Here is a 26,143-nt window from a genome sequence, read left to right on the forward strand (position 1 = left end):
TGGCAAGAGCCTATGGGTTGACGAAAGCCCGAGGCAACGGGCGAAGAGGCTGGCTGGCCTCAACTCTCCAGCAGTGACGTGATGGCCTCGGGCGGGCGGCCGATTACCGCTCGCTCGCCGTTGTCGAGAATCGGGCGCTGGAGGATTCGAGGATGGGCCAGGATGGCAGCCACCACCTGGGATTCATCCTCACGGTCGGCGCCCAGACTCTTCCATTCGGTCTCGTTGGCGCGCACCAGGTCGCTGAGCTTGCCGTCCAGCCGGGCGATCAGGCCACGCAATTCCTCACCGTCCAGGGGATCGTCGAGGTAGCGGCGGACCTGGACCTCGGCGCCGGCCTGCTCCAGCAGGGCAAGGGCTTCGCGGGACTTCGAACAGCGAGGGTTATGCAATAGCGTGAGTGCAGCCATGACAGCTCCGGTCGAGTGGGAATCGGCGGCTATTGTAGATCGCCGGCGCGACCGGCCACAACGACGCGCCGCCAAGACAGGTCATTGCTCGAGAAGGCGATAGGCCCAGACCTCAGCGCCGCGAGCGAGGGTTAGCCTGACGCGCTCGTAGCGCACGCCCAGACGCTCGTAGCGGTCCAGTTCGGCCAGGGTCTCGCTATCCACCGCCAGTAGCTGTCCGGCCACCTGGTCGTCACGATCGACCTCCAGGTCGAGCCCCTCTCGGCGATACCCCGGGAGCAGTGCGGGCGTCGACTCGAGTCTTTCTCCGGTCACCAGCCAGCGCACCCATGGGGAGCGCAGGGTGCCGTAGACAAAGACTGGGTGGGGGCCGTCAGCGGACTGCTCCATGGCAGCCGGAGGTGTATAGCCATAGGGGCTCTGGTAGGTGTACCAGAACCAGCCATAAAGGCCGATGATCAGTGCGCCAACAAGACAGAGCAGGCGGGCAAGCCAGAGCGTCAGGGTGTTCATGGGGACCAGTGACAAATGAGCGGTGTGTGCCGGAAATCGAAAGGTGGCGTGTCTCGCTTGACTAGCCTCTCACCAGGCGGCCGGCTTGTCGAACCGAGGTCGCCCGCTATTCATTCCCGCTAGCCATTCCTTCTATCCTTTCCCTCTATCGGCGGCGGTCCCGGCCTTGCTAGGATAAAGATTCCCGCCAAGACGAGGAGGTGCCCCATGAGCGAATTTCTCCGCGCCGAGTCTTTTGATGGTGCCCATGATGATGTGGACTTCAAGGCCATGATGGGGGACGTCCAACCACTGCGCCAGGCCAACAATCGTGCCGATGCCGGCCGTCGCCGAGGCGCGCCAACCGAATCACAGCTGGCCAGGCGTCGTCATGCCCTGAGTGGAGACGACGGGCTTGATGGTCTCAGTGACGACTTCGTCGATCTGGTGCCTCCCTTCGATCCGCTGGAATACCGCCGCGATGGCATTCAGACCGGGGTGGTCGAGCGCCTGCGGCAGGGCGGCTATCCGGTGCAGGCCAGTCTTCACCTGCTGCGGCGCCCGTTGCATGAATGCCGGGGGAGTCTGCCCCAGTTCATCCGCGACGCCTACGCGGCCGATCTGCGCTCGGTGTTGATCGTCCATGGACGCAGCCGCGAGATCGATGGCGCCGCCAATGTGCTGCGCTCCTGTCTGGCCAAGTGGCTACCCGCCCTCGACGAGGTCCAGGCGTTCGTGTCTGCTCAGGAGGCTGACGGTGGACTCGGCGCCACCTGGGTGATGCTCAGGAAGAGCGAGCGTGCCCGCGCGGCGAACCGTGAACGCCAGCAGAAGCGTCGCGGATAGACCTGGCGAAGCCTGTTGCGGCTTCCCGGCCGCTTTCCTGCATCGATCCTCTTGTTACTTCCTTTCCACCCGGCGCCATCCTGCAGATGGCGCCGGATCGCTTGCGTGGCCTCGCCAAGGACGCCATCGAGACAATCGGCATCAAGTTGGAACAGTCTGCACTGGCTGCCGCGACTAGGGTTCCTATAGCGCGATAGTGGCAAGCAATGCGCTGGCAGGGTCACGGCAAGGTGGGGAGCGACTTGATGAGTCATCCACTGCCGGTGCAGTGGCCTTACGACGTCATTCAGTTGGCAGGGGGCTACATGATCATCGCGGAACTTCACGACCACTGGCAGTGGTTCAAGCATCACTCGATACCTACCTTGGGGCACCGCTACTGGCACTGTGATGAGCTGATGCCATTGCTGCGCCGGCTGGACCGGGCGAACCGGCGGATTCAGGACTTCGGCCCAGTATTCACAGATCAAGACCAGCAAAAACTGGATCGTCTGCGTAATCGCGCCATGGCACTTGTCGAGCAGGCGAGTGAAACGGCGACAAGGTGTCAGCAGCGACTGGCGCTGGGCGACCAGGGGAGCTCTCGACCGCTTGACGAGCAAGAGCGGGCCTTGCTGCTGTCTTTCTACATGCTTCACGTCATCGAGCCTCTGGAGGATGCCCGGGCCCATCTGCTCGAAGAGCTTGGCTAGTCGACCTCTGGCATCGGGGGCGGAGACGCCAGACACGGACATTGATGTCGCCAGACATCAGAGCAGCAACTGACGCTCGCACCACTCTCGGTGCCAGTCCTGGGGGCTGGCACCGTATTGACGCTTGAAGGCACGGGTGAAGCTGGCCGCGTTAAGGTAGCCACAGTGGTACGAAAGCTGATCGATGCTGGGCGGATGGCGAGTCTTGAGCCTGGCCCTTGCCTGTTCCAGCCGGGTTCGCCTGAGGGTCTCGGCCACGCTCTCTGGATGGGCCGCAAAGGCGCGGTAGAGCCCGGCACGGGAGCAGCCCAAGGCGTGAGCGATGCTGTCGACGTTCAACCGAGGCTCACCGGCGTGCAGTTCGATATAACGACAGGCGGCATTCATCAGGCTTTCGCGCTGGGTCGCCTCCCACTCGAGCGACAGCGGCCCTTTCAACTGTGCCAGCGCCACCAGGCTCATGTCGCAGGCGGTATCTAGCGCGCACTCCAGAGCCTCCCCAGCGAGGGCCTCTCGCTCCTTGATGACACCCAGCAGATGGGCCGTGAGCATGCGTGTCATGGCGTTGTCGGGCAGGGAGAAAGGGCTCGACCCGGCCAGCGTAAGCGCACCGGGCGCCTTGGCGTGGACCTGATCCCGAGGAATCATCAGGTACAGCATTGAATGCTGTATGGCGAGGCTGGAAAGTGGCTGGCAGCTATCCAGCACCACCAGGCCGCTCTGGCTGGTGACACGAAGTCGTCGGTCAGGGCCTTGCCGCAGGCGCGCCTCCCCGGCAAGCGTCAGACTGACCAGCACACAGTTGCCATTGTCCTGGGCAAAGTGAGCAGCGGTGTCGTCGTTGGTACACCAGCCAAGGACGGCACCACCAGCGCTTGAAGCACTGATCACGCAGGCTCGATAGTCGTCAGCGCGCCGGCCTTGGGGAAGCTCGAGCTGTATGTCGGAATGCAGGCTGCGCCAATAGTCAAAGCGTAACTCTGGTGCAACCACCATCGTCGAGTGACGCTGAAAGGCCGCCAGGGGGGATGGCACTTCGCTGGACATAAGGAGCCTTAACAAGGTCTGGGGTGCGTGATCATCATCTGTTGCGCGTTCGAGCAGCGGCGCTTGTTCAGCATAGATCACTACGCCAACTGGTTCGGCGGCCAGTGGCGAGCTACCTCCAATGCCTGAGAAAAAGATGAGATTGGCTCGTCTTTCAGGATTGCTGGCTTACATATTGTGCATTGATGGGCATGGACTGGCATGAAACGCGGCGCATCGATATCCCATCTGCTGGTGCCCCTTCCACCAGACACGACAATGCCGCGATTCCTGCTGGCGCCAGCCTGTCACCACTGAGGCGACGGCGCCGGAGATCGCGGCATTGTTGATGGTGATGCTTCCTGCTTGCCTGGCAGGAGGTCGATCGAACCAGGCAAGCTGTGCAACCCGGATAGGGTCAGGCGACGGCGGTTTCCCGCTGGCGTTCACGCGCCTCGCGCTGACGGCGCAGGAACATCGGCTCCGGGTTGTCGACGGACACCTGGTAGTGGCGCGAGAACACCGTGAGCGAGGCCAGGGCGTCTTCCACGACCTGGTCTTCGCGCAGCGAAAAGGCGTCGAAGCCACAGCGTGCCATATAGGACAACTGGTCGATCAGCACGTCGCCCACGGCACGGATCTCGCCCTTGAAACCGTGACGCTCCCTGAGTACCCGGGCCAGCGAATAGCCGCGGCCGTCGGTAAACTTGGGAAAGTCGATGGCGATCAGCGGCGCGTCTCTGAGTGCGGCGACGGTGTCCTCATCGAGCTGGGTGTCGCTGGGCAGCCAGGGCGCCAGGTCGTCGCGACGCTCGGCGGCCAGCCAGACGTCCAGGCGGACGATGGTCATGGGGTTAACGGGGGTTGCACCCTCGTCATCGACGTCAGACTGGAGCACCCAGGCGTCTTCCACCAGGCGGCGTTCCTTGATCAGCGGGCGTTGCGGCGTCTGCTCAGGCATAAACGTGCTCCTTGAAGGGTTTCAGACCGATGCGGCGATAGGTGTCGATGAAGGTTTCGTCGGCTTCGCGGGCGCCAACATACACCTGCAGCACCTTGTCGATGACCTCCGGCACATCTTCGCGGAAGAAGGAGGGGCCGAGGATCTTGCCCAGCGAGGATTCGTTGCCCTGACTGCCGCCGAGGGATATCTGGTAATACTCCTCGCCTTTCTTGTCCACGCCGAGAATGCCGATGTGGCCGACGTGGTGATGACCGCAGGCGTTCATGCAGCCGGAAATGTTGAGATCCAGCGGGCCAAGGTCGTAGAGGAAGTCGAGGCTGTCGAAGCGCTCCTGGATCGCCTGGGCCACCGGAATGGACTTGGCGTTGGCCAGGGCGCAGTAGTCGCCGCCAGGGCAGCAGATAAGGTCCGCCAGGGTGCCCACGGTGGGGTTGGCCAGGCGCAGCTCCTCGAGCTTGTGCCACAGTTCCTCGATGCGGTCGACGGCCACGTCGGACAGCACCAGATTCTGCTCGTGGGTCACCCGCAGCTCGCCGAAGCTGTATTCATCGGCCAGGTCGGCGATCTGGGCCATCTGCTCGGAGGTGACGTCACCCGGCGAGTGACCACTGCGCTTGAGTGACAGGGTGACGGCCTTGTAGCCCGGCACCTTGTGGTCGGTGACGTTGTTGGTGACGAAGCGGGCGAAGGCCCGGTTGTCCCGACGCAACGCCTCGAAGGCCTCGATGGCGGCGTCATCCACCTTGCGACGGGGCGGATCGACGAAGTGCGCCGCCATGTCGTCGATGGCCTGCTGATTGAGGGTCTGGGCGCCGTCCTTGAGGTGGGCCCATTCTTCCTCGACGCGCCGACGCATCTCGTCGATGCCGAGTGCCTTGGTCAGGATCTTGATGCGCGCCTTGAACTTGTTGTCGCGGCGACCGAACTGGTTGTAGACCCGCAGCACTGCCTCGAGGTAGGTCAGCAGGTGCTGCCAGGGCAGGTCCTCGCAGATGGTCTCGCCGATCATCGGAGTACGGCCGAGACCGCCACCGACCAGCACCTTCACGCGGACGTCGCCGGCGTCGTTGCGCCACAGACGCAGACCGATGTCGTGGACCTGAATGGCGGCACGATCCTCGGCGGCGCCGGTCACGGCGATCTTGAACTTGCGCGGCAGGTAGTAGAACTCCGGGTGGAAGGTCGACCACTGACGAATCAGCTCACACCAGGGACGCGGATCCACTTCTTCATCGGCAGCGATGCCGGCGAACTGGTCGGTGGTGGTGTTGCGGATATCGTTGCCGCTGGTCTGGATCGAGTGCATCTGCACGCTGGCGAGCTGTGCCAGCATTTCGGGCACGTCCTCGAGCTTCGGCCAGTTCAGCTGAAGGTTGGTACGGGTGGTGAAGTGGCCGTAGCCGCGATCATATCGGGCGGCCAGCTCACCGAGCTTGCGCAGCTGGTAGGAGGCCAGCATGCCATAGGGGATGGCGATGCGAAGCATGGGCGCGTAACGCTGTACGTACAGACCGTTCTGCACCCGGATCGGGAGGAATTCTTCCTCGCTGATCTTGCCTTCGAGGTAGCGACGCATCTGGTCGCGGAACTGTGCGACGCGTTCGTCGACCAGGGTCTGATCATGGTTGTCGTAGCGATACATTCAGCGCGTTCCTGCAGCCAGGGAATGACGGGACGTTGCGGGTTACTCTACCTGCACGCCATTATGCTATAAAAGAATAAATAGTCATGGTTTGGGTGCAAAAGGTAATTAAAAGGTGTTGATAGGCGTCGTGCGGGGCGCTACACCTTCAGGCTCTGCCAGCGGCGGCGTTGCCAGATCACCGCAAAGCACAGCGAGTTGAGCGCGCGGTAGCCTAGCTGACACCACCAGATGCCGGCCAGGCCGAAGCCTTCATGCACGCCGAACCACCAGGCCAGCGGCAGGAAGACCAGCCACTGACCGGTCAAGGTCAGTTGCATCACCGTACGGTTGGCGCCGGCGCCGAGCAACGCCTGGGTGAACACCAGGGCGGCGGCGTCGAGCACGATCATCAGCGCGGTCAGGCGCAGCGGATCGACGCCCAGGGCGATCAGTTCGGGGTCATGCAGAAACAGGCCCAGCACGGCTTCCGGCATCAACGCCATGGGCAGGGACAGGGCAGCGAGCAGCAACCAGGCCATGTGCACCACCTCCCAGCCCCAGCGGTGGGCTCTTTCCGGCGACTCGCGCCCCAGCGCCTCGCCGACCAGGCTCATCGCTGCCATGCCGAGGCCCACGCCGGGCAGAATCAGCAACAGCGATAAGTTGACCAGCACATGGCCCACCGCCACGCTGGCGGTGTCGACCTGGCCGAGGATCCAGAACAGCACGGCGTAGCCGGCGGCGAACCAGAGCTGCTGAAAGGAGTGCGGCGTGGCCAGCTTCAGGGTGGTGGCCATGGTGCTGCCGCCGAGTCGCCAAGGCGAATGACACGGCCTGTGACGAGTGCCGCGATGGCCAGGCGTATGGCTCAACCAGGCCCAGATGGCGACACCGGCAAACAGCGACAGGCTGCTGCCGAGCCCGGCACCGCTGACGCCCATGGCGGGCAGGCCCCAGTAGCCGAAGATCAGGCCGATGCTGGCCAGCAGGTTGACCAGATGCATTACCAGCATGATCCGCAGGTACAGGCCGGTCTGCTGGATGCCGTTCCAGTAGCCTCGGTAGCAGAAGATCATCGCCACCGGCAGCAGCGCGATCAGACGGCAGCGAAAGTAGTCCACCGCCATCGACGTCACCCGCGGATCGTCGTTGAGCCAGGCCATGATCGGACCGGCCTGCCACAGACACAGAACCATCAACGGCAGGCCGATCATGACGGCCAGGGTAAGTCCCGCCGCCAGCGGCTCCCCGCGTGGATCGTGGCGCAGCTCAACGCCAAGGTCGGCGGCCGCCGAGGCAACGGGCGTCTGATGGCGTTCGCCATGGCGCCGCGCTACCTGGGCCTGAACCCCCGACGACAGCCCGAACAGGCAGGCGGTGACCATGAACATGGCGTAGCCGCCGATGCCGGCGGCGGCCAGCTCGGTCTCGCCGAGCCGGCCCACCAGGGCGGCATCGACCAGGTTCATCAGGCTCTGGCTCAACATGCCGGCCATGATCGGCAGCGCCAGGCGCAGGATCAGACGCCAGCGCGTCAGGTCGGGCAGCAGGGCCTGTTGTTGCAGGGAACGCATCAGGCGTCGTAGGACAGTACCGGCGACAGCCAGCGTTCCATGACGTCCAGCTCCATGCCCTTGCGACTGGCCAGGGCCTCGACCTGATCCCGGGTAATCTTGCCGGTGGCAAAGTACTTCGACTGCGGGTGGGAGAAGTACCAGCCGGACACCGCCGCCGCCGGCCACATGGCAAAGCTCTCGGTCAGTTCGAGTCCGGTGCTGGCCTCGGCGTCGAGCATGCGGAACAGCGTCGCCTTCTCGGTGTGGTCAGGGCAGGCGGGGTAGCCGGGGGCAGGGCGGATGCCCTGGTACTTCTCGGCAATCAACGCCTCGTTGTCGAGCTGTTCCTCGGGTACGTAGGCCCAGAACTCCTTGCGCACCCGTTCATGGATCAGTTCGGCGAAGGCCTCGGCCAGGCGATCGGCCAGCGCCTGCACCATGATGGCGTTGTAGTCGTCGCCCTTGGCCTTGTAGGCCGCAGACAGCTCCTCGACGCCGTGACCGGCGGTGACCGCGAAGCCACCGATCCAGTCCGGCTTGCCGCTGTCCTTCGGGGCGATGAAGTCGGCCAGGCTGTAGCAGACTCCCTCTCGGTTCTTGGTGGTCTGCTGGCGAATATGGTGCAGACGCTCGATCACCTCGCCGCGGGTCTCGTCGGAATAGACTTCGATGACGTCGTCATCGACGCTGTTGGCGGGCCACAGGCCAATGACCCCGCGCGCCTGGATCAGGCGTTCGTCGATCAACTTGCGCAGCATCACCTGGGCCTCGTCGAACAGTTGGCTTGCGGCTTCGCCGACCACCTTGTCGTCGAGGATCTTCGGATACTTGCCGACCAGCTCCCAGCTCATGAAGAAGGGCGTCCAGTCGATACGATCGACCAGTTCGTTGAGGTCGTAGTCCTCGAACACCTTGAGACCGGTAAAGGTCGGCGCCGGCGGGGTATACCCCTGCCAGTCCAGCGCCGGCTTGCGCGCCCGGGCATCGGCGTAGGACAGGTCGGCGGCCTTGGGGCGGCGCTTGGCGTTGCGCTCGCGGACCTTGACGTACTCGTCTCGAATCTCGTTGACGTAGGCCTCTTTCAGCCCCGGTGACAGCAGCTTGCCGGCCACGCCCACGGCACGTGAGGCGTCGGTCACATAGATCACCGGCTGCTCGTACTGGGGTTCGATCTTGACCGCGGTGTGCGCCTTGGAGGTGGTGGCGCCGCCGATCAGCAGCGGCAGCTCGAAGCCCTGGCGCTGCATCTCCTTGGCTACATGGACCATCTCGTCAAGCGAGGGGGTGATCAGTCCCGACAGGCCGATGATGTCGGCGTTCTCTTCCCGGGCGGTCTTGAGGATCTTGTCGGCGGGCACCATCACGCCGAGGTCGATCACCTCGTAGTTGTTGCACTGGAGCACCACGCCGACGATGTTCTTGCCGATGTCGTGGACGTCGCCCTTGACCGTGGCCATGACGATCTTGCCCTTGGCCTGGGTGTCTTCGCTCTTTTCCGCCTCGATGTAGGGGATCAGGTAGGCCACCGCCTGCTTCATCACCCGCGCCGACTTGACCACCTGGGGCAGGAACATCTTGCCGGCACCGAACAGGTCGCCGACCACGTTCATGCCGTCCATCAGCGGCCCCTCGATCACCTCGATGGGGCGGGTCGCGCGCTGGCGGGCCAGTTCGGTGTCATCCTCGATGTAGGCGGTGATGCCCTTGACCAGAGCATGCTCGATGCGCTTCTCGACCTCCCAGCTACGCCACTCGAGGTCCTCCTTCTTCTCACCGCCGGAGCCGTCGCCCTTGTACTTGTCGGCGATATCGAGTAGCCGCTCGGTGCTGTCATCACGGCGATTGAGCACCACATCCTCGACGGCTTCGCGCAGTTCTTCCGGCAGGTCGTCATAGACCGCCAGCTGGCCGGCGTTGACGATGCCCATGGTGAGCCCTGCGCGAATCGCGTGGTAGAGAAATACCGAGTGGATCGCCTCGCGCACCGGATTGTTGCCGCGAAACGAGAAGGACACGTTGGAAACGCCACCCGACACCATGGCGTGGGGCAGGTGTTCGCGAATCCAGCGGGTGGCCTCGATGAAGTCCACCGCGTAGTTGTTGTGCTCGTCGATGCCGGTGGCGATGGCAAAGATGTTGGGGTCGAAGATGATGTCTTCGGCGGGGAAGCCGATATCGTCCACCAGCACCCGGTAGGCGCGTTGGCAGATTTCGGTCTTGCGCGCGAAGGTGTCCGCCTGGCCGGACTCGTCGAAGGCCATCACCACCACGGCGGCGCCATGACGGCGGCACTCGGTGGCCTGGTGGCGGAAGGCCTCTTCGCCTTCCTTGAGCGAGATCGAGTTGACCACCGCCTTGCCCTGGATGCACTTGAGGCCGGCCTCGATGATCTCCCACTTGGAGGAGTCGACCATGATCGGCACCCGCGCGATGTCCGGCTCACCGGCGATCAGATTGAGAAAGCGCACCATGGCTTCCTGGGACTCGAGCATCCCCTCGTCCATGTTGATGTCGATCACCTGGGCGCCGTTCTCGACCTGCTCGAGCGCCACCTCCAGGGCGGTGGTGTAGTCCTCTTCCTTGATCAGTCGCTTGAAGCGAGCAGAGCCTGTGACGTTGGTACGTTCCCCGACGTTGACGAACAGCGAATCGTGCTCGATGTTGAATGGCTCCAGGCCAGACAGACGGCAGGCTCTGCTGCGGTCTGGAATCTGGCGCGGGGGCAGGTCCTTGATCGCGCGGTGGATGGCGGCGATATGCTCGGGGGTGGAGCCACAGCAGCCACCGATGATGTTGACCAGGCCACTGCGCGCGAACTCGGCGACGATCTCGGCCATCTCCTCGGGGGTCTGGTCGTACTCGCCAAACTCGTTGGGCAGACCCGCGTTGGGGTGAGCCGAGACGAAGGTGTCGGCCTTGGTCGACAGCTCCTCGACGTAGGGGCGCAGCTCCTCTGCGCCGAGGGCACAGTTGAGGCCCACGGTCAGCGGCTGGGCGTGGCGCACCGAATTCCAGAAGGCCTCGGTGGTCTGGCCCGACAGGGTGCGCCCGGAGGCGTCGGTAATGGTGCCCGAGATCATTACCGGCAGGCGCTCGCCGGTCTCGTCGAAGATCTCTTCGAGGGCGTAGATCGCCGCCTTGGCGTTCAGGGTGTCGAAGATGGTCTCGATCATGATCAGATCGGAGCCGCCTTCGATCAGTGCCAGGGCTGCCTCGCGGTAGTTGTCACGCAGGGCATCGAAGGTCACGTTGCGCTTGGCTGGGTCATTGACGTCCGGCGACAGCGAGGCGGTGCGCGAGGTAGGGCCAAGCACCCCGGCCACGTAGCGGGGCACCCCGGTCTCTTCGCCGACGTCGTCGCACACCTGGCGGGCCAGCCGAGCGGCTTCGCGATTGAGCTCCGGGACCAGCTCCTCCATGCCGTAGTCCGACTGGGACAGGCGAGTCGAGTTGAAGGTATTGGTCTCGAGGATGTCGGCACCCGCCAGCAGATAGTCGCGATGGATGCGCGCCACCAGATCCGGGCAGGTCAGGGCCAGCAGATCGTTGTTGCCCTTGAGGTCCGACGGCCAGTCCTTGAAGCGCTCGCCGCGGAAGTCTTCCTCGCTCAAGGCCGCATTCTGCAACATCGTGCCCATGCCGCCATCCAGCATCAGAATGCGGTCTTTCAGGCTATCGATGAGGCGGGCTGTCTGAGGGGTCGGTGCTGCTACGGCCATGGGCGGGTGTGTCTCCAGCTAGACGCTTGTCAGGTCGACGAACGATAAATTTTTATGGGCCAGCGCTTGTGTCCACGCGGCAGGACCCCCATGTGCATGCCGGAATACACGGCGATGTCTCGGGAGTCGGTCGAAGGGGCCATATGGTACCAAAGCACCGGGCCTGGCGGCAGGGGCAGCGTACCTGCGAAGGCGGAAACCAAAATCCGAGTAAAATACTCGGGATTGAGTCTGACGCAGGTGTCGCTTACCATGGTCCTGACCAAACCCGCGGGGCCACAGCGCCCGCTGTCAGGCGGGGCGAACTAGCGAGAGACCCATGAGCGAGAATATCCAGATCACCGACAGCGCACAGGACTACCTGGCGGAGCTGCTCGAGAAGCAGAACGTCGAAGGTATCGCGGTGCGGATCTTCATCACCCAGCCGGGCACGCCCTACGCCGAGACCTGCCTGGCGTACTGCCGGCCGGGCGAGGAAGAGCCCAGCGACGAGCGCCTGGAGCTTTCCAAGATCGCCGTCTATCTCGACGCCAACAGCATTCCGTTCCTGGAAGAGGCGGTGGTCGACTTCAACGCCGACCGCATGGGCGGCCAGCTGACCATCAAAGCGCCCAACGCCAAGATGCCCAAGGTCAACGCCGACAGCCCGCTCGAGGATCGCATCAACTACATCCTCTACAGCGAGATCAACCCGGGCCTGGCGGCCCACGGTGGCGAGATCAAGCTGATGCAGCTGACCGACGACCAGGTGGCGGTGCTGGCCTTCGGCGGCGGCTGTCAGGGCTGCGCCGCGGTGGACCTGACCCTCAAGGAAGGCGTCGAGAAGACGCTGATGGAGCGCATCCCGGAACTCGCCGGCATCCGCGACGTCACCGACCACACCGACACCACCAACGCCTACTACCGTTGACGTTCAACCGCGCCGACTGGCGCACTGAGGTTCCGCCCTCAGGATCAAAGGTGAATCAACAACGCCGCTCCATGGAGCGGCGTTGTGGTGTTTGGGTAAACCATTAGGGGTAGGGGCGCGCGAGACTGGTTGGGGAGCGATAGGCACCCCCTGTCGAGCCGGTGTCTGCGAACAGCCATCCACCGAAGTCATAGCGGAACTGCCGGCGGTCGCTGTTCTGGTTGGTTAGCGCCGAGAGCCGCAGCAGGCGGTCGCACTGGTAGGCTTGAATATAAATAATAAGAGCTGGACCATGGGGGCACGGCGTTCGATGGGCTGGTCCTTGCATGCGCGGCAGGGTGTCATCGCCCGCGGCGGGTGCATGGGTGTAGTGACAGGCCTCGATCAGCCAGTGTTCGGGGTCGTACTGCTAGTGCCAGGTCTCACCACTGGGGGCGATGCGTCGGGTCAGGTTGCTGCTGGCGTCATAGTGGTTGTGGGTGCCGGCGTAGCGCTTGAGCAGGTTACCCATGGCCGGCGACAGGCTAGCCGGTGCGCCAGGATGATATCGGGTGCGATGATAGCGGGTGCGTTGGCCGGTGGAGACATCATGATGTCACAGATGCTCTCTGTGATACAATTCACATCCAACTTCGCAGATCCCTAACTTTCTGGCAACTCGGATAGTAGGTCACAGAATTCCTGCTCGCTTAACTCAAACTCTTCGCCCATATCCATTGCCATCAATGTGAGAAGTATGTTCTCTGTTTTTGAGGATATATAAATATCACTTTGTTGGTGTATGATAAATGAAGCTCTAGATATAGCATGTGCATCGTATTTTCCAGGGCATACTTTTTTGAGCTCCTTCGCAATGTGGGAATCACTCATTTCTGCTCCAGTTCTTAAGTTCGTAGCCGGTCGGGGGGGGGAGTGTTGGGAGCTTTGGGAGTCTAACGTCTTCCCATTAATGCTCTTCGGGTGTACCCGAATTACTGATCCAGACTGATCAAGACCTTCCATCCATTGCCTCACCGAACCAGAATTTTGATTATACTCTGTTACAAAAAATGCCCCTTAGTCGGACCCTCTGTACGCGCAGGAACTTCTTGAGTGTAGTAGCGTACTCTTCCATCAGGGAGAGTGCGAGTTGTAGCGGCATTTTGCTGTGCTTTTTGTAGTCCTGATAGCTTAGCTCTTAAAGCTGCCTGAGCATTCACATTTGCACAATACCCACTCAACCCCAGCGGATCCACCCATCCTGTCGGATTCGGAGCGTACATGTAAAATCATAAATCTATGTACTCTAAGCTGGCCCATTTTATATTTGGCATGGGAAATGGCTTTCCCTTTGTTTGGTATAGAATCAAGCTATCTCCAGCTTTCTTCCACCTCCCACCTAAAATTTTGGATATTTCTTGGGGTGTGTTTTTCGATATAATTGGACTGCCGATTTCTATCGAGAATTCATAATATTCTGGAATCTTCCAATACCTTTTTAGTCGACACAACTCTATTTCTTCATACGCCTCTAGTTTCTGGAGTAGAATATCACCTGCTGCACGCGCTTGCTCCACATCTGCAGCCTCAGTAAAAACATGAAGATTGACTATTCCTTTCAAAACTGGATCACCTGTGAGTAATTTTTCCATCAAGCGAAACATTAGCGTGTGTTCCGTCTCTTGTCGTCCATCCTATCTGCTCGCGACCAGTTCTTGATAACTGGACATCCCATTCAAAGGGCTCTCCGGCTGTTCGAGAAGGGCCTTTAGTCCACTCGTTCCCAAATCGATCAAGATAGCCTCGGTTGGGGCCCCTTGGAATTGGAGTTGAACCATCCCAACTCTCTGGAGGTACATATCGAATTCTTCCTGAGGTTGGCAACTGAGCATCTTTGATCCTAGCCGTTTTTGTCCTCGGTCTACTGCCGCGAGATTCCTCACAACACCGACTCAGCCCCAGCGGATCCACCCATCCTGTCGGATTGGGGGCGTACATGTACAGGTTTTCGCCGCCGGCCAGTCCTATCGGGTCCTGGGTGGTGAAGCGTCCCGTCTCTGGATCATAGTACCGATGGCGGTTGTAGTGCAGCCCGGTTTCTTCATCCAGGTACTGACCCTGGAAGCGCAGCGGATTGTCGGTGGTGCTGGGGTTGCCGTGGCCGTCACTGGCCTTGGTGAGCTCGCCCCAGGCGCGGTAGTGGCCGACCCAGGCGAGCTTGCCGTCGCATTCTGCCAGCTCCATCGGGGTGCCGAGGTGGTCGGTGTGGATGCTGTAGAGCGTCGGTTCGGTTGGCTGGTATTCGGTATAGAGCACCGCGCCGGTGCCGCTGCGGGTGTGGACGGCCTCGAAGCGGTTTTCGAGCTTGGCGGCGGGCACGAAGCTGTCGGGTTCGAACAGGTAGACCACCCGCCGTTCGGGGGTGAGGCCGGGATACTCGAGCCGATGGCAGCGCTGGGCGATCGGTAGCGAGTGAGGCCGTTCGGGGTTCTCGCGGGCCAGCTCCAGGCGTTCGGGGCGAAACAGCGGCGGCAGGCCACCGACAAAGCGCTCTTCGCTCTGCAGCAGGTCGCCGTCCCAGTTGAACACCGTCAGCTCACTGGGCTGGCCCTGGCGGTTCACCTCTTTCCATACCCGTCGGCCGAGGCCGTCGTAGGCGTAGCGGGCACGCATGCGCGGCAGGGTGTCATCGGGTGCATGGGGGTAGTGGCAGGCCTCGATCAGCCGGTGTTCGGGGTCGTACTGGTAGTGCCAGGTCTCGCCGCTGGCGGCGATGCGTCGGGTCTGGTTGCCGCTGGCGTCGTAGTGGTAGTGGGTGCCGGCGTAGCGCTTGAGCAGGTTGCCCATGGCCGGCGACAGGCTGGCCGGTGCGCCTGGGTAATCGAGGCGAATGCGCTCCTCGGATCCGTGGTCGAGATGATCGCGGGGGCGCCCGCGTCGCCAGCGTGTGGCGTCGGAGGTTGTACCTTCGTTTCCTTTTTCGCCTCTTGTTTGTGGTGGCACGGGATCGACCAGATTGCCGGCCGGGTCGAAGGCGAACACTTCCTCGAGGCCGGGGGCGCTTGCCTGGCGCAGCCGGCCCAACGGGTCGTAGCCGTAGCGGGTGGTGCCACGCAGGTTGTCGTCCACCTGGCTGAGCAGGCCGTTGGCGCTGTAGTGCCACTGGCGCCTGACGGTGGGGTGTCGGGGGCGGTCCTCGACGGATGCTTCGAGGGTGCGGATGTGCTGCTCTAGCAGGCGTCCCAGCGGGTCGAAGCGTGATTCGACCTCGCGGCTGCCCTGGTGTCGGCGCACCTCGCGATGCAGGTCGTCGCGCTCGAAGGCCATCAGCTCGCGCTGGTCCAGGGTCATGGCGTGGACATGGCCGGAGCCATAGCGCAGCCAGGCCAGGGTCTGGCCGTCGGGCAGGGTGGTGGTCTCGCGGTTGCCCAGGGCGTCGTGGGTGTGGCGGGTGACGCTGGAATAGTCACCGCCGTTGGGCAGCTGATGACGCTGCACCTCGGCGATCAGGTTGTCGGCGGTGTCGAAGTGAAAGCGCGTCTCGCTGTGGCGGCTGGCGGCGCGGGTCAGGCGTCCCAGCGGGTCGTAGCCGTAGCGGGTAGTCAGCGCGGGCTGGCCCGGTCGCTGGCTCTCGCGCTCCACCACCCGGCCCATGGCGTCGCGGGTGAAGGTGGTGACCAGCTCGCCTTCGCGACGCTCGATCAGGGCTCCGCCATCGTCGTAGCGGTAGTGGCGGGTGCGCCCGTCGAAGCCGGTGTCCTCGATCAGTCGTCCACCGCCGTCATAGCGGAACTGCCAGCGGTCGCCGTTCTGGTTGGTCAGCGCCGAGAGCCGCAGCAGGCGGTCGTAGTGGTAGGCGAAACGCTGGCCCATGGGGTCGCGGCGCTCGATCGGCTGGCCCTTGCCATTGTAGCGATAGCGGGTGCGCTGCCCGGTGGGATCGAGATACTGGGTCAGCCGGCCTTCGCCGTCGTGGGAGAAGTGCTCGATGGCGCCGTCGGGGTGCTCGACGCTCAACAGCAGGCCGGTGGCGTCGCGGGTGTAATGGGTGCGATGCCCGGCGGCGTCACGGCGCTCGATCAGCCAGCCGCGGTGGTCGTAGCGAAACTGGGTGGTCTTGCGTGAACAGTCGCTGGCACTGGTCAGCCGACCCTGGTCGTTCCAGCGATACTGGTAGGTGTTGCCGGCGGCGTCGGTCATCGCCGTGGGCAGGCCGCGTGCGTTGTGACGGAAGGTGGTGACACGCCCGCTCGGGGCGATCTCTTGCAGCGGCAGGCCGCGTTCATCGAAGCGCAGCGAGCGTTCTCGCCCGTCAGGCTCGGTGACGCGCACCGGCAGGCCCTTGTCGTCGTAGTCGATGCGGGTGCTCAGGCCCTGGGGGTCGACCGTCTCGATCAGCCGACCCTGGTCGTCATAGCGATAGTGGGTGGTGCGTCCTTCGCCGTCGATATGGCGGATCAGCCGGCCGTGCTCGTCCCAGCGCCAGTGCTCGCTGCCCAGCGCCGGGTGGAAGGGGTGAGTGATCGACTCGATCTGGTTGTGATCGTTGTAGCGGTAGAAGGTCACCACGCCGTCGGCGTCGGTGACGCGGGTGTACCACAGGCCGCGATGGTACTCGAAGCGGGTGTCCTCGCTGCCGTCTTCCAGGCGGTTGCGTACGCAGCGCGCGTCGTGAGCGGCGGGCAGGGCGCCCTCGGCCTTGCCCGGCCAGTCCCACTCGAGCTCCACCGCCAGGCCACTGCGGTGGGTGTAGCGGGTGACCAGATGGTGCTGGTAGCGGTACTCGCGGGTGTAGCCGCGCATATCACGACTTTCGATCAGATCACCGTCGGCGCTGTGCTGGTAGCGGACCAGCACCTCGGGTTCGTGCGCCTCGGCGGCTTCGTCATTGTGTTTGGTGACGTCCTTGCCGACGCCCGCACCGGGATAGTGGCGCACCACCTTGGTCAGCAGCCCCGCGCTGCTGTAGTGAAAGCGCAGCAGCAGGGCGGCGCCGTCGGTCAGCCGGTCCAGTCGGCCCTGGCGATAGCTCAGGTGCAGGGCGCGGCCCTCGCGCTCGCGCTGCTCGACCAGGCGGAAGTGGACGCGCTCGCCCCGCCCGGACTTGTCGATGCGGCGGTAGAGCTCCTGACTGCCGTCGAGGTAGTGAAGCCGGTAGTGCTCGCTGTCGGGGTGTTCCAGGGTCACGCTTTCACGCGGCAGGAAGCGGCTGCCGCCGACCTCGAGGGGGTCGATGGGCAGGGCGCGGTTCAGGCTGTCGATAAAGGTCAACTGCTCGCCCAGGGCCTCGAAGCGGGTATGGAACGGGCTGCTCCAGCGGGCGCCCAGCTCGCTGTCATCGAGTTCGTCGATGCTGGAGCGGTAGTAGCGGGTCCATTCGACGTCGATCAACCCCGGTACGCTGAAGTCGGTGTGCCACAGGTTCTCGTCACCCATCACATAGTCCACAGGGTTGGGACTGGTGGGGGTGGGGCGATGCAGCGAGCACACGCAGCCTGCCGGAGTGGCGCTTGGCTCGGCTTCGTGGCGGGTGGTCTGGCGATTGTCTGCCGACAGGTAGTGGACCGTACGTTGCCCGGTGACGGCGGTGCCCTGGTGATTGACGTCCCCACGTTGCGACGACCGGCGGCGAGTCGCCTGGGCCAGGTCGCGTATCATCGGCAACAGGCGCTCGAACCCGGCGTTGACCATGGACCTGGCCATCCCGCCGAGCTGGCTGAGAAAGGCGATGAGGCGCTGACGGTCGCCACCAAAGGCCTCGAGCAGGCGGTCAAAGGCAATGAATACGACACGCTTGCCTTTCTCGAGAAGGTTCCACCACTCGGGGTTCTCGTCGATCAGTTTGAGCTGTGTGGCGGCATCGACCGGGTTGTTGATGAACTCGGCGAGTTTGCCGACGATGGTGTCAATTTCGCGCAACAGCTTCGGTTTCTGTTCCTCGAGCTTGGATTCGAGTTCTGCCAGAAAATCCATCGCCGCACCGCTGGCCTGGTTGACCAGAATCTGAGCGGCGATGTCGACGCCTTCACCGCGGGCAAACGCCTGTATGCCCTCACGGGTACCCACGCGGATAGGGCGGGAGGCGTTGCCAAAGGCGGGCACCAGACCGATGGCGTCGATCACCAGCACCGCCCAGAGCCAGACGTTCTGGTAGTTCGGCGTGCCGTCTGCGTCGTTGCCATCGAGGTCAACCACGTCGCGGGCGACGTCGCCGATGGCCATGACGTTACCGACTACCGGCAGCATGTAGGCGGCCTGGACGACCACGTCGAGTACCGTGACGGATCCCTCCTCCACGTCCATCATGATCACGGCTTCCGGGGTCTCGCCTTCGCTGTAGGGCTCGGCGGTGATCACCCGGCGATGGTTGAGTGCCTCTTTCAGAGGATCGTGGTCCAAACCTGGAATGACGTGGTTGCCCCAGCTTGTTCTCGCGGCCATGCTAAGTTTCCTTCCTTATGTCCCCACAAGAGGGCGCCATCCCTGATGCATTCAGTGAGGTATTGACCGCTACCCACCGAGCCCCTTGGCGATATTGGCCTGTCGACTCAGGAGCGTTTCTTCGGTGATCCACCAGGCCAGCCTGGCGACGTCAGGTCGGTGTCCTGAGCGTGGGGGGTGTCCTTGAGGTCGCCGAATGTCGGCCTGGTGGGGACGTCACCCTTCCAGCCGGGTGATGACAGCTCGGTATTGCCAAGGCCTGGGAGCTGCTCCTGAAGCTTCTCCTGCGCGATCTTTTCGAGTTGTGCCCTGGCTTGCTGCTCGACTCGCCCCGCAAGGTCGCTCGGGATGTCACCTGGGATGGTTGGCAACGGAGGCCCCTTGGGCCAACCTGGCGACGATAGACCCGCGCCGGAAGTGCTTGGCCTTCCTCCAGGCGTACCACCTGTCCAGCCGGGAGACTGAAGGAGGCTGGGCGCTTGGGGAGGCGATCCTTGATCTCTGGAGCTGCCTGACACAGCAGTCTGGGTGTCGCTGGACGTGGTGGCGTACGTTGGCTTGATCGGCACCTTGACGGGCCATGCCTGGGGCCGTTTGTCGATTTCTCGCGGGTCCTGGAAGTACTCGACCTGGACTCCCCCCAGAGGTAGCCCAGACAGCGTTGCCTTGCCGGCGGCGTCCAGCACCCCTTGGCGTACCGAGCCATCGGCGAGGAAAGCGCGATAGCGGGCGCCGGGCACCGGGCACCGGCCGACCGTTGCCATAGAGGTGTTCAAGATCCAGGTTGGAGGGTTCGGTTTCTGGAAGGTTGTCCAGCGGATAACTCAGACTCGTGGGCCCGCCAAACAGGTGCTGGCTGCCCTTGACGTCGATAGTGCCGGGGGCGTGAATTTCGATGTCGCCACCCTTGAGTCGGATATAGCCGCCACCGCAGGTCAGCAGCACTTCCTCGGCAGCGGCAATGTGCACGGCGTCTTCGGTGGAGGTGATGCTGAGCTTTTTCTCTGCAGTCAGCACCATCTCGTCGCTCTGGGCCTGCACCTCGACCTTGCCCTGGGCGGCGAACAGCTTGATCCCGGCGCGTTGGACGAACAGCGACAGCCGATCGGCGATGCTGGCGACCAGGCGTTTGCCGGCGGCCAGGTTGATGTCTTCGCTTGCGGTGACGCTCAGTGACTTGCCTTGGGCCAGGTGAGTGGACTGGGGGGTGCTGATGGCGATGCCCGCCGGGGAGGCCAATTGCAGCCAGGGCTCCTTGAGTCGCGCGGCCTCGCCACGCCCACCTTTGCTTGCCGTTGTCGCACTGCCGCCGTCGAAGGCTGTGGCAGAGTCGGCACTACCGTGGCGCCCCTGGGCGTCGTCGCTGGCCTTGTGCAGGTCGGTGCGGCTGGCAAGCGCCTCGGCGTCGTGGTCGACAGCGCTGTCGCTGAGACTGTCGGCAAGCTGCCAGGCGCTTTGTAGTTCGCGCCAGGCGGGGCGCATGTCGAGCTGCTCACCGTTGGCACCAAGCTGTCCCCAGCTGCTGACCAACAGGCCCTGGTTGGCGCGCACGGCGCCGTAGGCGTCGGTGCGCAGCTCGAAGCCGGTGCCGCGAAAGTCGCCGCGGGTATTGCCGTGCTGGTGGATCAGATAGCCGAGGTTCAACTGGCTCTTGGCGTGCTCGGAGTTGAGCCGCACCCGCTCCTGGTCGGTGGCGTCATCGAACACCAGCTCGTTGTACTTGCCGCCGCGATAGGTCTTCGACTTGAAGCCCGACAGCAGGCCGTTGGAATGCCATTCCGGACGTTCATCGCCGTTGTAGACCCGACCGGTGATCAAGGGGCGATCCGGGTCGCCCTCGAGGAAGTCAACGATCACCTCCTGGCCGATGCGCGGGACAAAGACCGCGCCCCAGCCGGCGCTGGCGTTGGGCTCGCTGACCCTCAGCCAGCAGCTCGAGCCAGCGTCGTGGTGACCCAGCCGGTCCCAGTGAAACTGCACCTTGACCCGGTTGAGCCCGTCGGTGTGGATTTCCTCGCCTTCCGGCCCCACCACGGTGGCGGTCTGGGGGCCACCCATCACCGGGCGCTGATGGTCGAGGCTCGAGCGATAGGGCAGGCACAGGCGCTGGGTCTCGATGTCGACCAGATAGTGGCCGGTGCCGGCGCGCTGGTAATCGTCACGGTGGAGGCTGGAGCCTTTATCCGAGAGATCCAGCCCGTGGGCGCGACGCGCCTGATCGAGCTGTTCCTGCAAGCTGCCGGGCAGGGTCGACAGATGCGCCGATACCGGCAGGGCATTCTCGGCATGCACGCTGAGGCCCAGCACCAGGAACTCGCGCTCGCTGTCGTCGCCGCGCTCATGTTGGCCATGCTGGGTCAGGGTGAAGTGGCCGCCTACCTGAAGCTGGCGGGCGCCACCGGCGCCATGGAAGCGCTTGGCGCGGGACTCCAGGGCTTCCAGACGATTGACCGCCAGTCGTTCACCGCGACGGTGGTCCGGGTAGTAGTACTCGCCTGGATAATCGTAGACCTCGGTGTCCGGCAGGTGGCCCTGGTCGCGGATGGTGTCCTGGGCGATGTCGCTGGGGTGGCGAGGCTGCTTGTAGTTGAAGGTGGCGAGGCTTACGCGGGTGGGCTGCTGTTGACGGCGCCCACCCCACTGGGTCAGTGCGTCCTCGGCCTCAGTGGCGGCCTGGCGATGGAAGCGGATGGCCTGGGGGGTTACCGCTGGGCAGGTATCTACGCTGTCGGTGATCACCAGGCAGTGATCGCCTTCGCCATGGCTGAAATAGAAAAACAGTCCTTCTTGTTCCATCAGCCGGTTGACGAAGTGGAAGTCGCTCTCTCGGTACTGCACGCAGTAGCTGCGCGCGGGGTAGTCGCGACGAAGATCAAAGCGGTAGCGCCCCTTGGCGATCTCGTGGCCCTGGAACACCGCCTCGATCACCTCTATGACCGTCTTGTCCTGGAAGATGCGGCTATCGCGACCGAGGCTCAGCAGCGACAGCCAGGGCACCAGCACCAGTTGATAGTAGTAGACGCCACCGTCTTCGCCGAGCAGGGCTGCGGTATCGACCAGGCCGGAAAGCGGCCGGTAGCCGCCGTCGGCCTGGCGGACCTCGATCAGCGCTGGCTGGGCGATCAGCGACTTGAGTTCGATGTCGCCACGCTGGGAGATCACGTCCAGGGTGTAGCAGAAGGGGCGCGAAATGGCCTCTTCACCGACCAGGCGATGGGGGATCAGCGATTGCCCGGCCAGATGAAACTTGAGCAGGCGCTGATCCTGACTCAGTGTGACGTCAAAGGCACCGAGCAGGTCGCTTGGGCGATACGAGGACCAGGAGGGGTCGTCCATGCTCAGCATCCTCCTGCCAAACGTGCCCACTCGGTGGGCGCCGATGGAAGACGCAGCGATGAGCGCAAATGATGGGGAGCAGATGGCATGGCGGTTCCTCCCTGAACGATTCCGTCAGTCCGAATCTGGAGGATCTTACCGGCGGGACGGGGCCCGGGCAGCAGGGGAAAGGCGTTTTCAGAAAGGGCTTACGCAGGAAAACGACATGTCGAGCAAGCTGTGCCTTGGCAACGCCGCAAATCGGGCATTGAAGGAGGCGGTGCACGTCGCTTGGGCCCTGAATGGGGCTTGTGGTTTGCAGTGCCGTTGCGCTGGATCCCGGGCGTGCCGTGCGAATGCCACCCTATGCAATCACACGGCCAGGCCGCTGCCTGAATACCAGGAGGCGCAGCCCTAGGGCGAAGAGGTCTGTTGTTTGGCGTTTCCGCTGGATGTGCCTTCGTTGTCATCGGCGCGTTCGCGCTGTTGTCTGGCCAGCGCCCAGATCTTCTCGTCAAGCTTGGCCTCGAGCGCCTTGAGTCGCTCTGACTGATTTGCCAGCAGGCGCCTCTGCTCTTCGATACGCTCGTTGAGCAGGTCTACCTCGTGGCCTCGAGCGCGCAGGTTCTCCTCGGCTCGCGAGCGCTCCATCTGCGTCTCGCGGTGGCGCTTTTCCTCTTCTGACAGTTCGCCCCGAAGTGCCTGAAGCTGCTGCTGCAACACCTCCTGGCGCTGATCGGCCTGCTTGAGCCGCTGGGCATGGGCCTTTTCCGCACTTTGTCGTTCCTGGCGTGCCTCGTCCAGCATGGCCATCAGCCGCGCCTCGGCGGCCTCGTGGCGCTGTTCTTCCTGGGCCAGGCGCTCGCGATGCTGCTTCTGCTGATCATCCAGTGCCTGCTGGTATTCCCTGCCTTCACGCTCCTTGTCCTGCTGCAGACGATCAAGCTGCGCTTCGAGCTGGGTGGCGCGCTCGCCTTCCTTGATGAGCTGCTGCTCCAGCGCTTGATTGGCGCTCGCCAGCCTTGCCGATTCCGAGGCCGCCTCCTGCAGGCGCTGCTCCATGGATGACAGATGGGCCGACAGGGCGCTTTCGCGCTGTTCGGCGTCCTCGGCGCGACGATCGGCGGCGGCCACCTTTTCAAGCGCGCCTTCCACGTTGCGATCGGCCTCCTGGCGATAGTGGGCCAGGTTTTCCGCCGCCGCCTCCTGGGCCTTGCTCCAGAGCTCTTCGGCCAATCCCTGAAGCTCCACGGGCATCCCCTGGGGGGGCGGAACGTCTCGTCGCTCTTCCCGGCGTGAACGCCATTCGCGCAGATGCTCGCTGATGGTGGTGAAGCTGCCGGTGCCGAGTATCTCTCGGACCTTCTGAACGCTGGGGGCTTCCTGCTGCTTGAGCAGGGTATCCACCGCTCGTTGAACGTCGTCGTAGGTGATCCCGGTACGGGCCATGAAGCTCTCCTTGTGCGGTGGTCGATTCCGCCAGCGGCTGATCATGCCTGAATGCCCCCTCGCTCGCCATGCTCCGGTTCGCTTTCTGTGACACCCGTTGGCACTGCCGTGCGGTGACGTCACGTGAGCGGTGCTCACATTCCTGCGAACCCCTGCCTGCTCCGTGAGGGGGCGGCTGATGCCGCCAGCCATCATTTCCATTAAGCAAAGGCGATAGTACGTGTAATTACATAAAGCGTAAATACGTACCAATATTTATGATAAGCGACATTAAATCAAGATTACGTGCCTTATCTTGAATTTACGCACTTACAGGGGCAGACTAAGACAACCAGCGCTCGTTGCGGATGCATGGGAGAAGTTGGCGTCGTATAGCGCGGGAAGGGCTGCTGCGAGTTGGTTGCAGCGGTAGAAGCGGCGCGCCTTCTCGTTGATGTCGAACAAGGGCGCGTAGAGGACGTCTAGGGAGAAGTTCTTCTTCGGATAATGGATGGTTTAAAATCAATGCGTTACATGGTTTCTTGCTCGCCCGGCAGGGCGGCCTTGGGTTAGGCTAGAGCAGGGAAAAACGAGACCAGGAAAGAACGCGGGCATGGGAGCGCCAGACCGGGGAAAGCGAGAGCGGAGAACGGTTCGAAAAGAGATGAGCTAGAGCAGAGAAGGGCCAGCCCGGGGAAAGCGAGAGCGGAGAATGGCTCGAGAAGAGCTAGAGCAGAGAAGGGCCAGGCCGGGGAAAGCGAGAGCGGAGAACGGCTCGAGAAGAGCTAGAGCAGAGAAGGGCCAGGCCGGGGAAAAGCGAGAGCTGAGAATGGCTAGATCAGAGAAGGGCCAGAATAGAGAGCGGCAAAAGTAGAGAAGCACGAGGGCGGGAGAGGGCGGGCAGGTGAGTAGCGGTCAAGCCACCCTGACAGCAGGGCATCAAGGGTTATGCCCACGCCACTTGGCATAAGCTGCCGTTCCAAGCGCCAGAATGATCAGCGGCGAAGCCACGAACAGGAACGTCTTCAGGGATTCGAGAATATCCGGTGTCATACGTCCTCCTCAGAGGAAAACCTCTTCTTAGTAGTGATTCCGAGAGCTGCACAGCCAATCCCCAGCAGCACCCCCGCGAGCGAAAGGAGTGCGGGCATCTGAGACGTGAACAGGCCGCCCATGACACTGAGTGCCGCGATGGTGGCACCAACCCGGTCAACGAAGTCCCCGAAGCCACGGGCAACGAAATGCTGGTTGTGACTCATGATCGATCTCGACGGCTCCCTGTCGTTCATACGTCAGCATACCCGAGACCCTCAGATACCGGCGCAACCAGGCTGCGCGCTATCGCGTTCTCGCACATTGGCCGCGCGCAACCGGATGTGGCCATCGGTGTCTTGAGCGGCCAGCTGGTCAGCAGGACTTTTTATCTATTCAGCCGCGCCAAGCGAGGACACGCAATGGCGCAAGCCAATGGGCAGGTCATATGAGCAAGACACCTCCGATACAGGCACAGGACGGCAGGGCGGTCTTCGACAGCACGCCGGGAGGCACCCTGGTCGACGGCGAATTACCGTCTTCGTCGTCCCCGCAGGCCCTGATCGAGGCGGAAGATGACTGGCAGGCGGTGGCCCACTGGCTTGCCGAATACGGCGGCAGCGCGCAGACCCAGCGCGCCTACCGCCGCGAGGCCGAGCGGCTGCTGCTGTGGCTTGAAGAGCGCCGCCTTTCGCTGGCCCAGATGACCCGGGCTCACCTGGATGAGTTCGAGGCCTTTCTCGCCGACCCGCGCCCACGCGAGCAGTGGGTAGGCCCGGTCAGGCCGCGTCAGGATCCTCGCTGGCGGCCGTTTCGCGGCCCCCTGTCGCCGGCAAGTCGGCGCCAGAGCCTGGTGATCCTGCAAGGCATGATGGCCTGGCTGGTAGAGGCGGGCTGGCTGTCGCGCAACCCGTTTCGATTGATGCGCGACAAGCGCAGGCGCCTCAACAATGGCCAGCGGCGTGTCGAGCGCTATCTGGAGCGTCCGCTGTGGGACTGGCTGTGGGCCTGGCTCAACGAGCCGCTGGAGCCAGGTGCCGACCGACGAGCCAGATTTCTCTGGACCAGGCGGCGACTGGTGTTCGGCTTTGCCTACCTGCTGGCCCCGCGGATCAACGAGATGAGCCAGGCGCGCATGGAGGATCTGGTGAGGCGGGAAGGGCGCTGGTGGTGGCAGGTGGTTGGCAAGGGCGGCAAGTTTGCCGAGATTCCGGTGCCGCCCGACATGATCGAGCTGGTCCGGGAGGCGCGGACGCTCTACGGCGAGCCGGCCGATCCCGCCGGGGATCCAGCGCCACTGTTGAGACGCCTGGATGGTAAGACCGCGCTGGGTGACAACCAGTTGTACCGACTGATACGCACGACCTTCAGCCAGGCCGCGGGCTGCCTGGAAGAGCAGGGCGGGGATCCCCAGGCGGTGGCACGGCTACGACAGGCTACGCCGCACTGGCTCAGGCATACCGCTCTGACCCATCAGGCCCAGGCGGGCGTGGAGCTTCGTTATCTGGCGCAGTCGGCACGTCACTCACGCCTGGAGACGACGTCACGCTACCTTCACACCGAAGACGAGGAGTGGCATCGCCAGCAGTCGCTGCACGGCCTTGGCCAGGCAGAAGGACCAAGATGGGGTCAAGGGAAGGGGGGAGAATAAGGAATGAAGAAACAGCCCTCCCCCCTGGACAGGTTTCTGGCTGAGGGCGGCTAGCAGA

At 63.3% G+C, this 26,143-nt stretch carries 17 protein-coding genes; 4 read left to right on the plus strand and 13 right to left on the minus strand.

The window, feature by feature from the left end; genetic code table 11:
• Positions 1-59: 59 nt before the first annotated feature.
• Positions 60-410, minus strand: coding sequence for an arsenate reductase family protein (locus NFH97_RS19365; protein WP_108133412.1), 351 nt, complete (start codon positions 408-410; stop codon positions 60-62).
• 81 nt (positions 411-491) lie between these two features.
• Positions 492-923 (minus strand): gamma-glutamylcyclotransferase family protein, encoded by a 432-nt coding sequence (locus NFH97_RS19370; RefSeq protein ID WP_124804750.1) that lies wholly within the window; start codon positions 921-923, stop codon positions 492-494.
• Positions 924-1,130: 207 nt separating this feature from the next.
• Here NFH97_RS19370 and smrA point away from each other — a divergent pair, with 207 nt between their 5' ends.
• Positions 1,131-1,748, plus strand: coding sequence for a DNA endonuclease SmrA (gene smrA / locus NFH97_RS19375; RefSeq protein ID WP_108133414.1), 618 nt, complete (start codon positions 1,131-1,133; stop codon positions 1,746-1,748).
• A gap of 245 nt (positions 1,749-1,993) precedes the next feature.
• On the plus strand, positions 1,994-2,440 hold the full coding sequence (locus tag NFH97_RS19380) for a hypothetical protein (RefSeq protein ID WP_349625391.1): 447 nt from the start codon (positions 1,994-1,996) through the stop codon (positions 2,438-2,440).
• A gap of 57 nt (positions 2,441-2,497) precedes the next feature.
• On the opposite strand, the gene NFH97_RS19385 is transcribed toward NFH97_RS19380, so the two are convergent.
• From NFH97_RS19385 to metH, 5 genes are all read right to left on the minus strand, one after another.
• Positions 2,498-3,331, minus strand: coding sequence for a helix-turn-helix domain-containing protein (locus tag NFH97_RS19385; protein WP_349625392.1), 834 nt, complete (start codon positions 3,329-3,331; stop codon positions 2,498-2,500).
• Positions 3,332-3,884: 553 nt separating this feature from the next.
• Complete coding sequence (locus NFH97_RS19390) at positions 3,885-4,427, minus strand: DUF934 domain-containing protein (protein ID WP_213227867.1); 543 nt, start codon at positions 4,425-4,427, stop codon at positions 3,885-3,887.
• Complete coding sequence (locus NFH97_RS19395; protein WP_045992193.1) at positions 4,420-6,072, minus strand: nitrite/sulfite reductase; 1,653 nt, start codon at positions 6,070-6,072, stop codon at positions 4,420-4,422. Before NFH97_RS19395 ends, NFH97_RS19390 begins: the two co-directional genes overlap by 8 nt.
• Before the next feature lie 140 nt (positions 6,073-6,212).
• Positions 6,213-7,628 (minus strand): MATE family efflux transporter, encoded by a 1,416-nt coding sequence (locus NFH97_RS19400; RefSeq protein ID WP_349625393.1) that lies wholly within the window; start codon positions 7,626-7,628, stop codon positions 6,213-6,215.
• Positions 7,628-11,329, minus strand: coding sequence for a methionine synthase (metH, locus tag NFH97_RS19405; protein ID WP_349625394.1), 3,702 nt, complete (start codon positions 11,327-11,329; stop codon positions 7,628-7,630). Before metH ends, NFH97_RS19400 begins: the two co-directional genes overlap by 1 nt.
• Positions 11,330-11,648: 319 nt before the next feature.
• Here metH and nfuA point away from each other — a divergent pair, with 319 nt between their 5' ends.
• Positions 11,649-12,239, plus strand: coding sequence for a Fe-S biogenesis protein NfuA (gene nfuA, locus NFH97_RS19410; protein ID WP_045992189.1), 591 nt, complete (start codon positions 11,649-11,651; stop codon positions 12,237-12,239).
• A 642-nt stretch (positions 12,240-12,881) separates the two neighbouring features.
• Here nfuA and NFH97_RS19415 read toward each other — a convergent pair.
• The 6 genes from NFH97_RS19415 to NFH97_RS19440 all read right to left on the minus strand — a co-directional run bounded on the left by NFH97_RS19415 (position 12,882) and on the right by NFH97_RS19440 (position 24,661).
• A complete protein-coding gene (locus NFH97_RS19415) occupies positions 12,882-13,109 on the minus strand; it encodes a hypothetical protein (protein ID WP_349625395.1) in 228 nt (75 codons plus the stop codon).
• Positions 13,110-13,507: 398 nt separating this feature from the next.
• A complete protein-coding gene (locus NFH97_RS19420; RefSeq protein ID WP_306168751.1) occupies positions 13,508-13,882 on the minus strand; it encodes a hypothetical protein in 375 nt (124 codons plus the stop codon).
• On the minus strand, positions 13,848-18,659 hold the full coding sequence (locus NFH97_RS19425) for a polymorphic toxin type 17 domain-containing protein (RefSeq protein ID WP_349625396.1): 4,812 nt from the start codon (positions 18,657-18,659) through the stop codon (positions 13,848-13,850). Before NFH97_RS19425 ends, NFH97_RS19420 begins: the two co-directional genes overlap by 35 nt.
• 351 nt (positions 18,660-19,010) lie before the next feature.
• The gene (locus NFH97_RS19430; RefSeq protein ID WP_349625397.1) at positions 19,011-21,995 is read right to left on the minus strand and encodes a type VI secretion system Vgr family protein; all 2,985 of its coding nucleotides are present in this window, start codon (positions 21,993-21,995) and stop codon (positions 19,011-19,013) included.
• A 393-nt stretch (positions 21,996-22,388) separates the two neighbouring features.
• A complete protein-coding gene (locus tag NFH97_RS19435) occupies positions 22,389-23,423 on the minus strand; it encodes a DNA-binding protein (RefSeq protein WP_213227851.1) in 1,035 nt (344 codons plus the stop codon).
• A gap of 1,028 nt (positions 23,424-24,451) precedes the next feature.
• The gene (locus NFH97_RS19440; protein ID WP_108195028.1) at positions 24,452-24,661 is read right to left on the minus strand and encodes a hypothetical protein; all 210 of its coding nucleotides are present in this window, start codon (positions 24,659-24,661) and stop codon (positions 24,452-24,454) included.
• 221 nt (positions 24,662-24,882) lie between these two features.
• Here NFH97_RS19440 and NFH97_RS19445 point away from each other — a divergent pair, with 221 nt between their 5' ends.
• On the plus strand, positions 24,883-26,085 hold the full coding sequence (locus NFH97_RS19445) for a tyrosine-type recombinase/integrase (RefSeq protein ID WP_222516804.1): 1,203 nt from the start codon (positions 24,883-24,885) through the stop codon (positions 26,083-26,085).
• Positions 26,086-26,143 lie beyond the last annotated feature (58 nt).

The organism is Halomonas sp. SCS19 (assembly GCF_040147015.1).
Taxonomy (GTDB): Bacteria; Pseudomonadota; Gammaproteobacteria; order Pseudomonadales; family Halomonadaceae; genus Halomonas; species Halomonas litopenaei.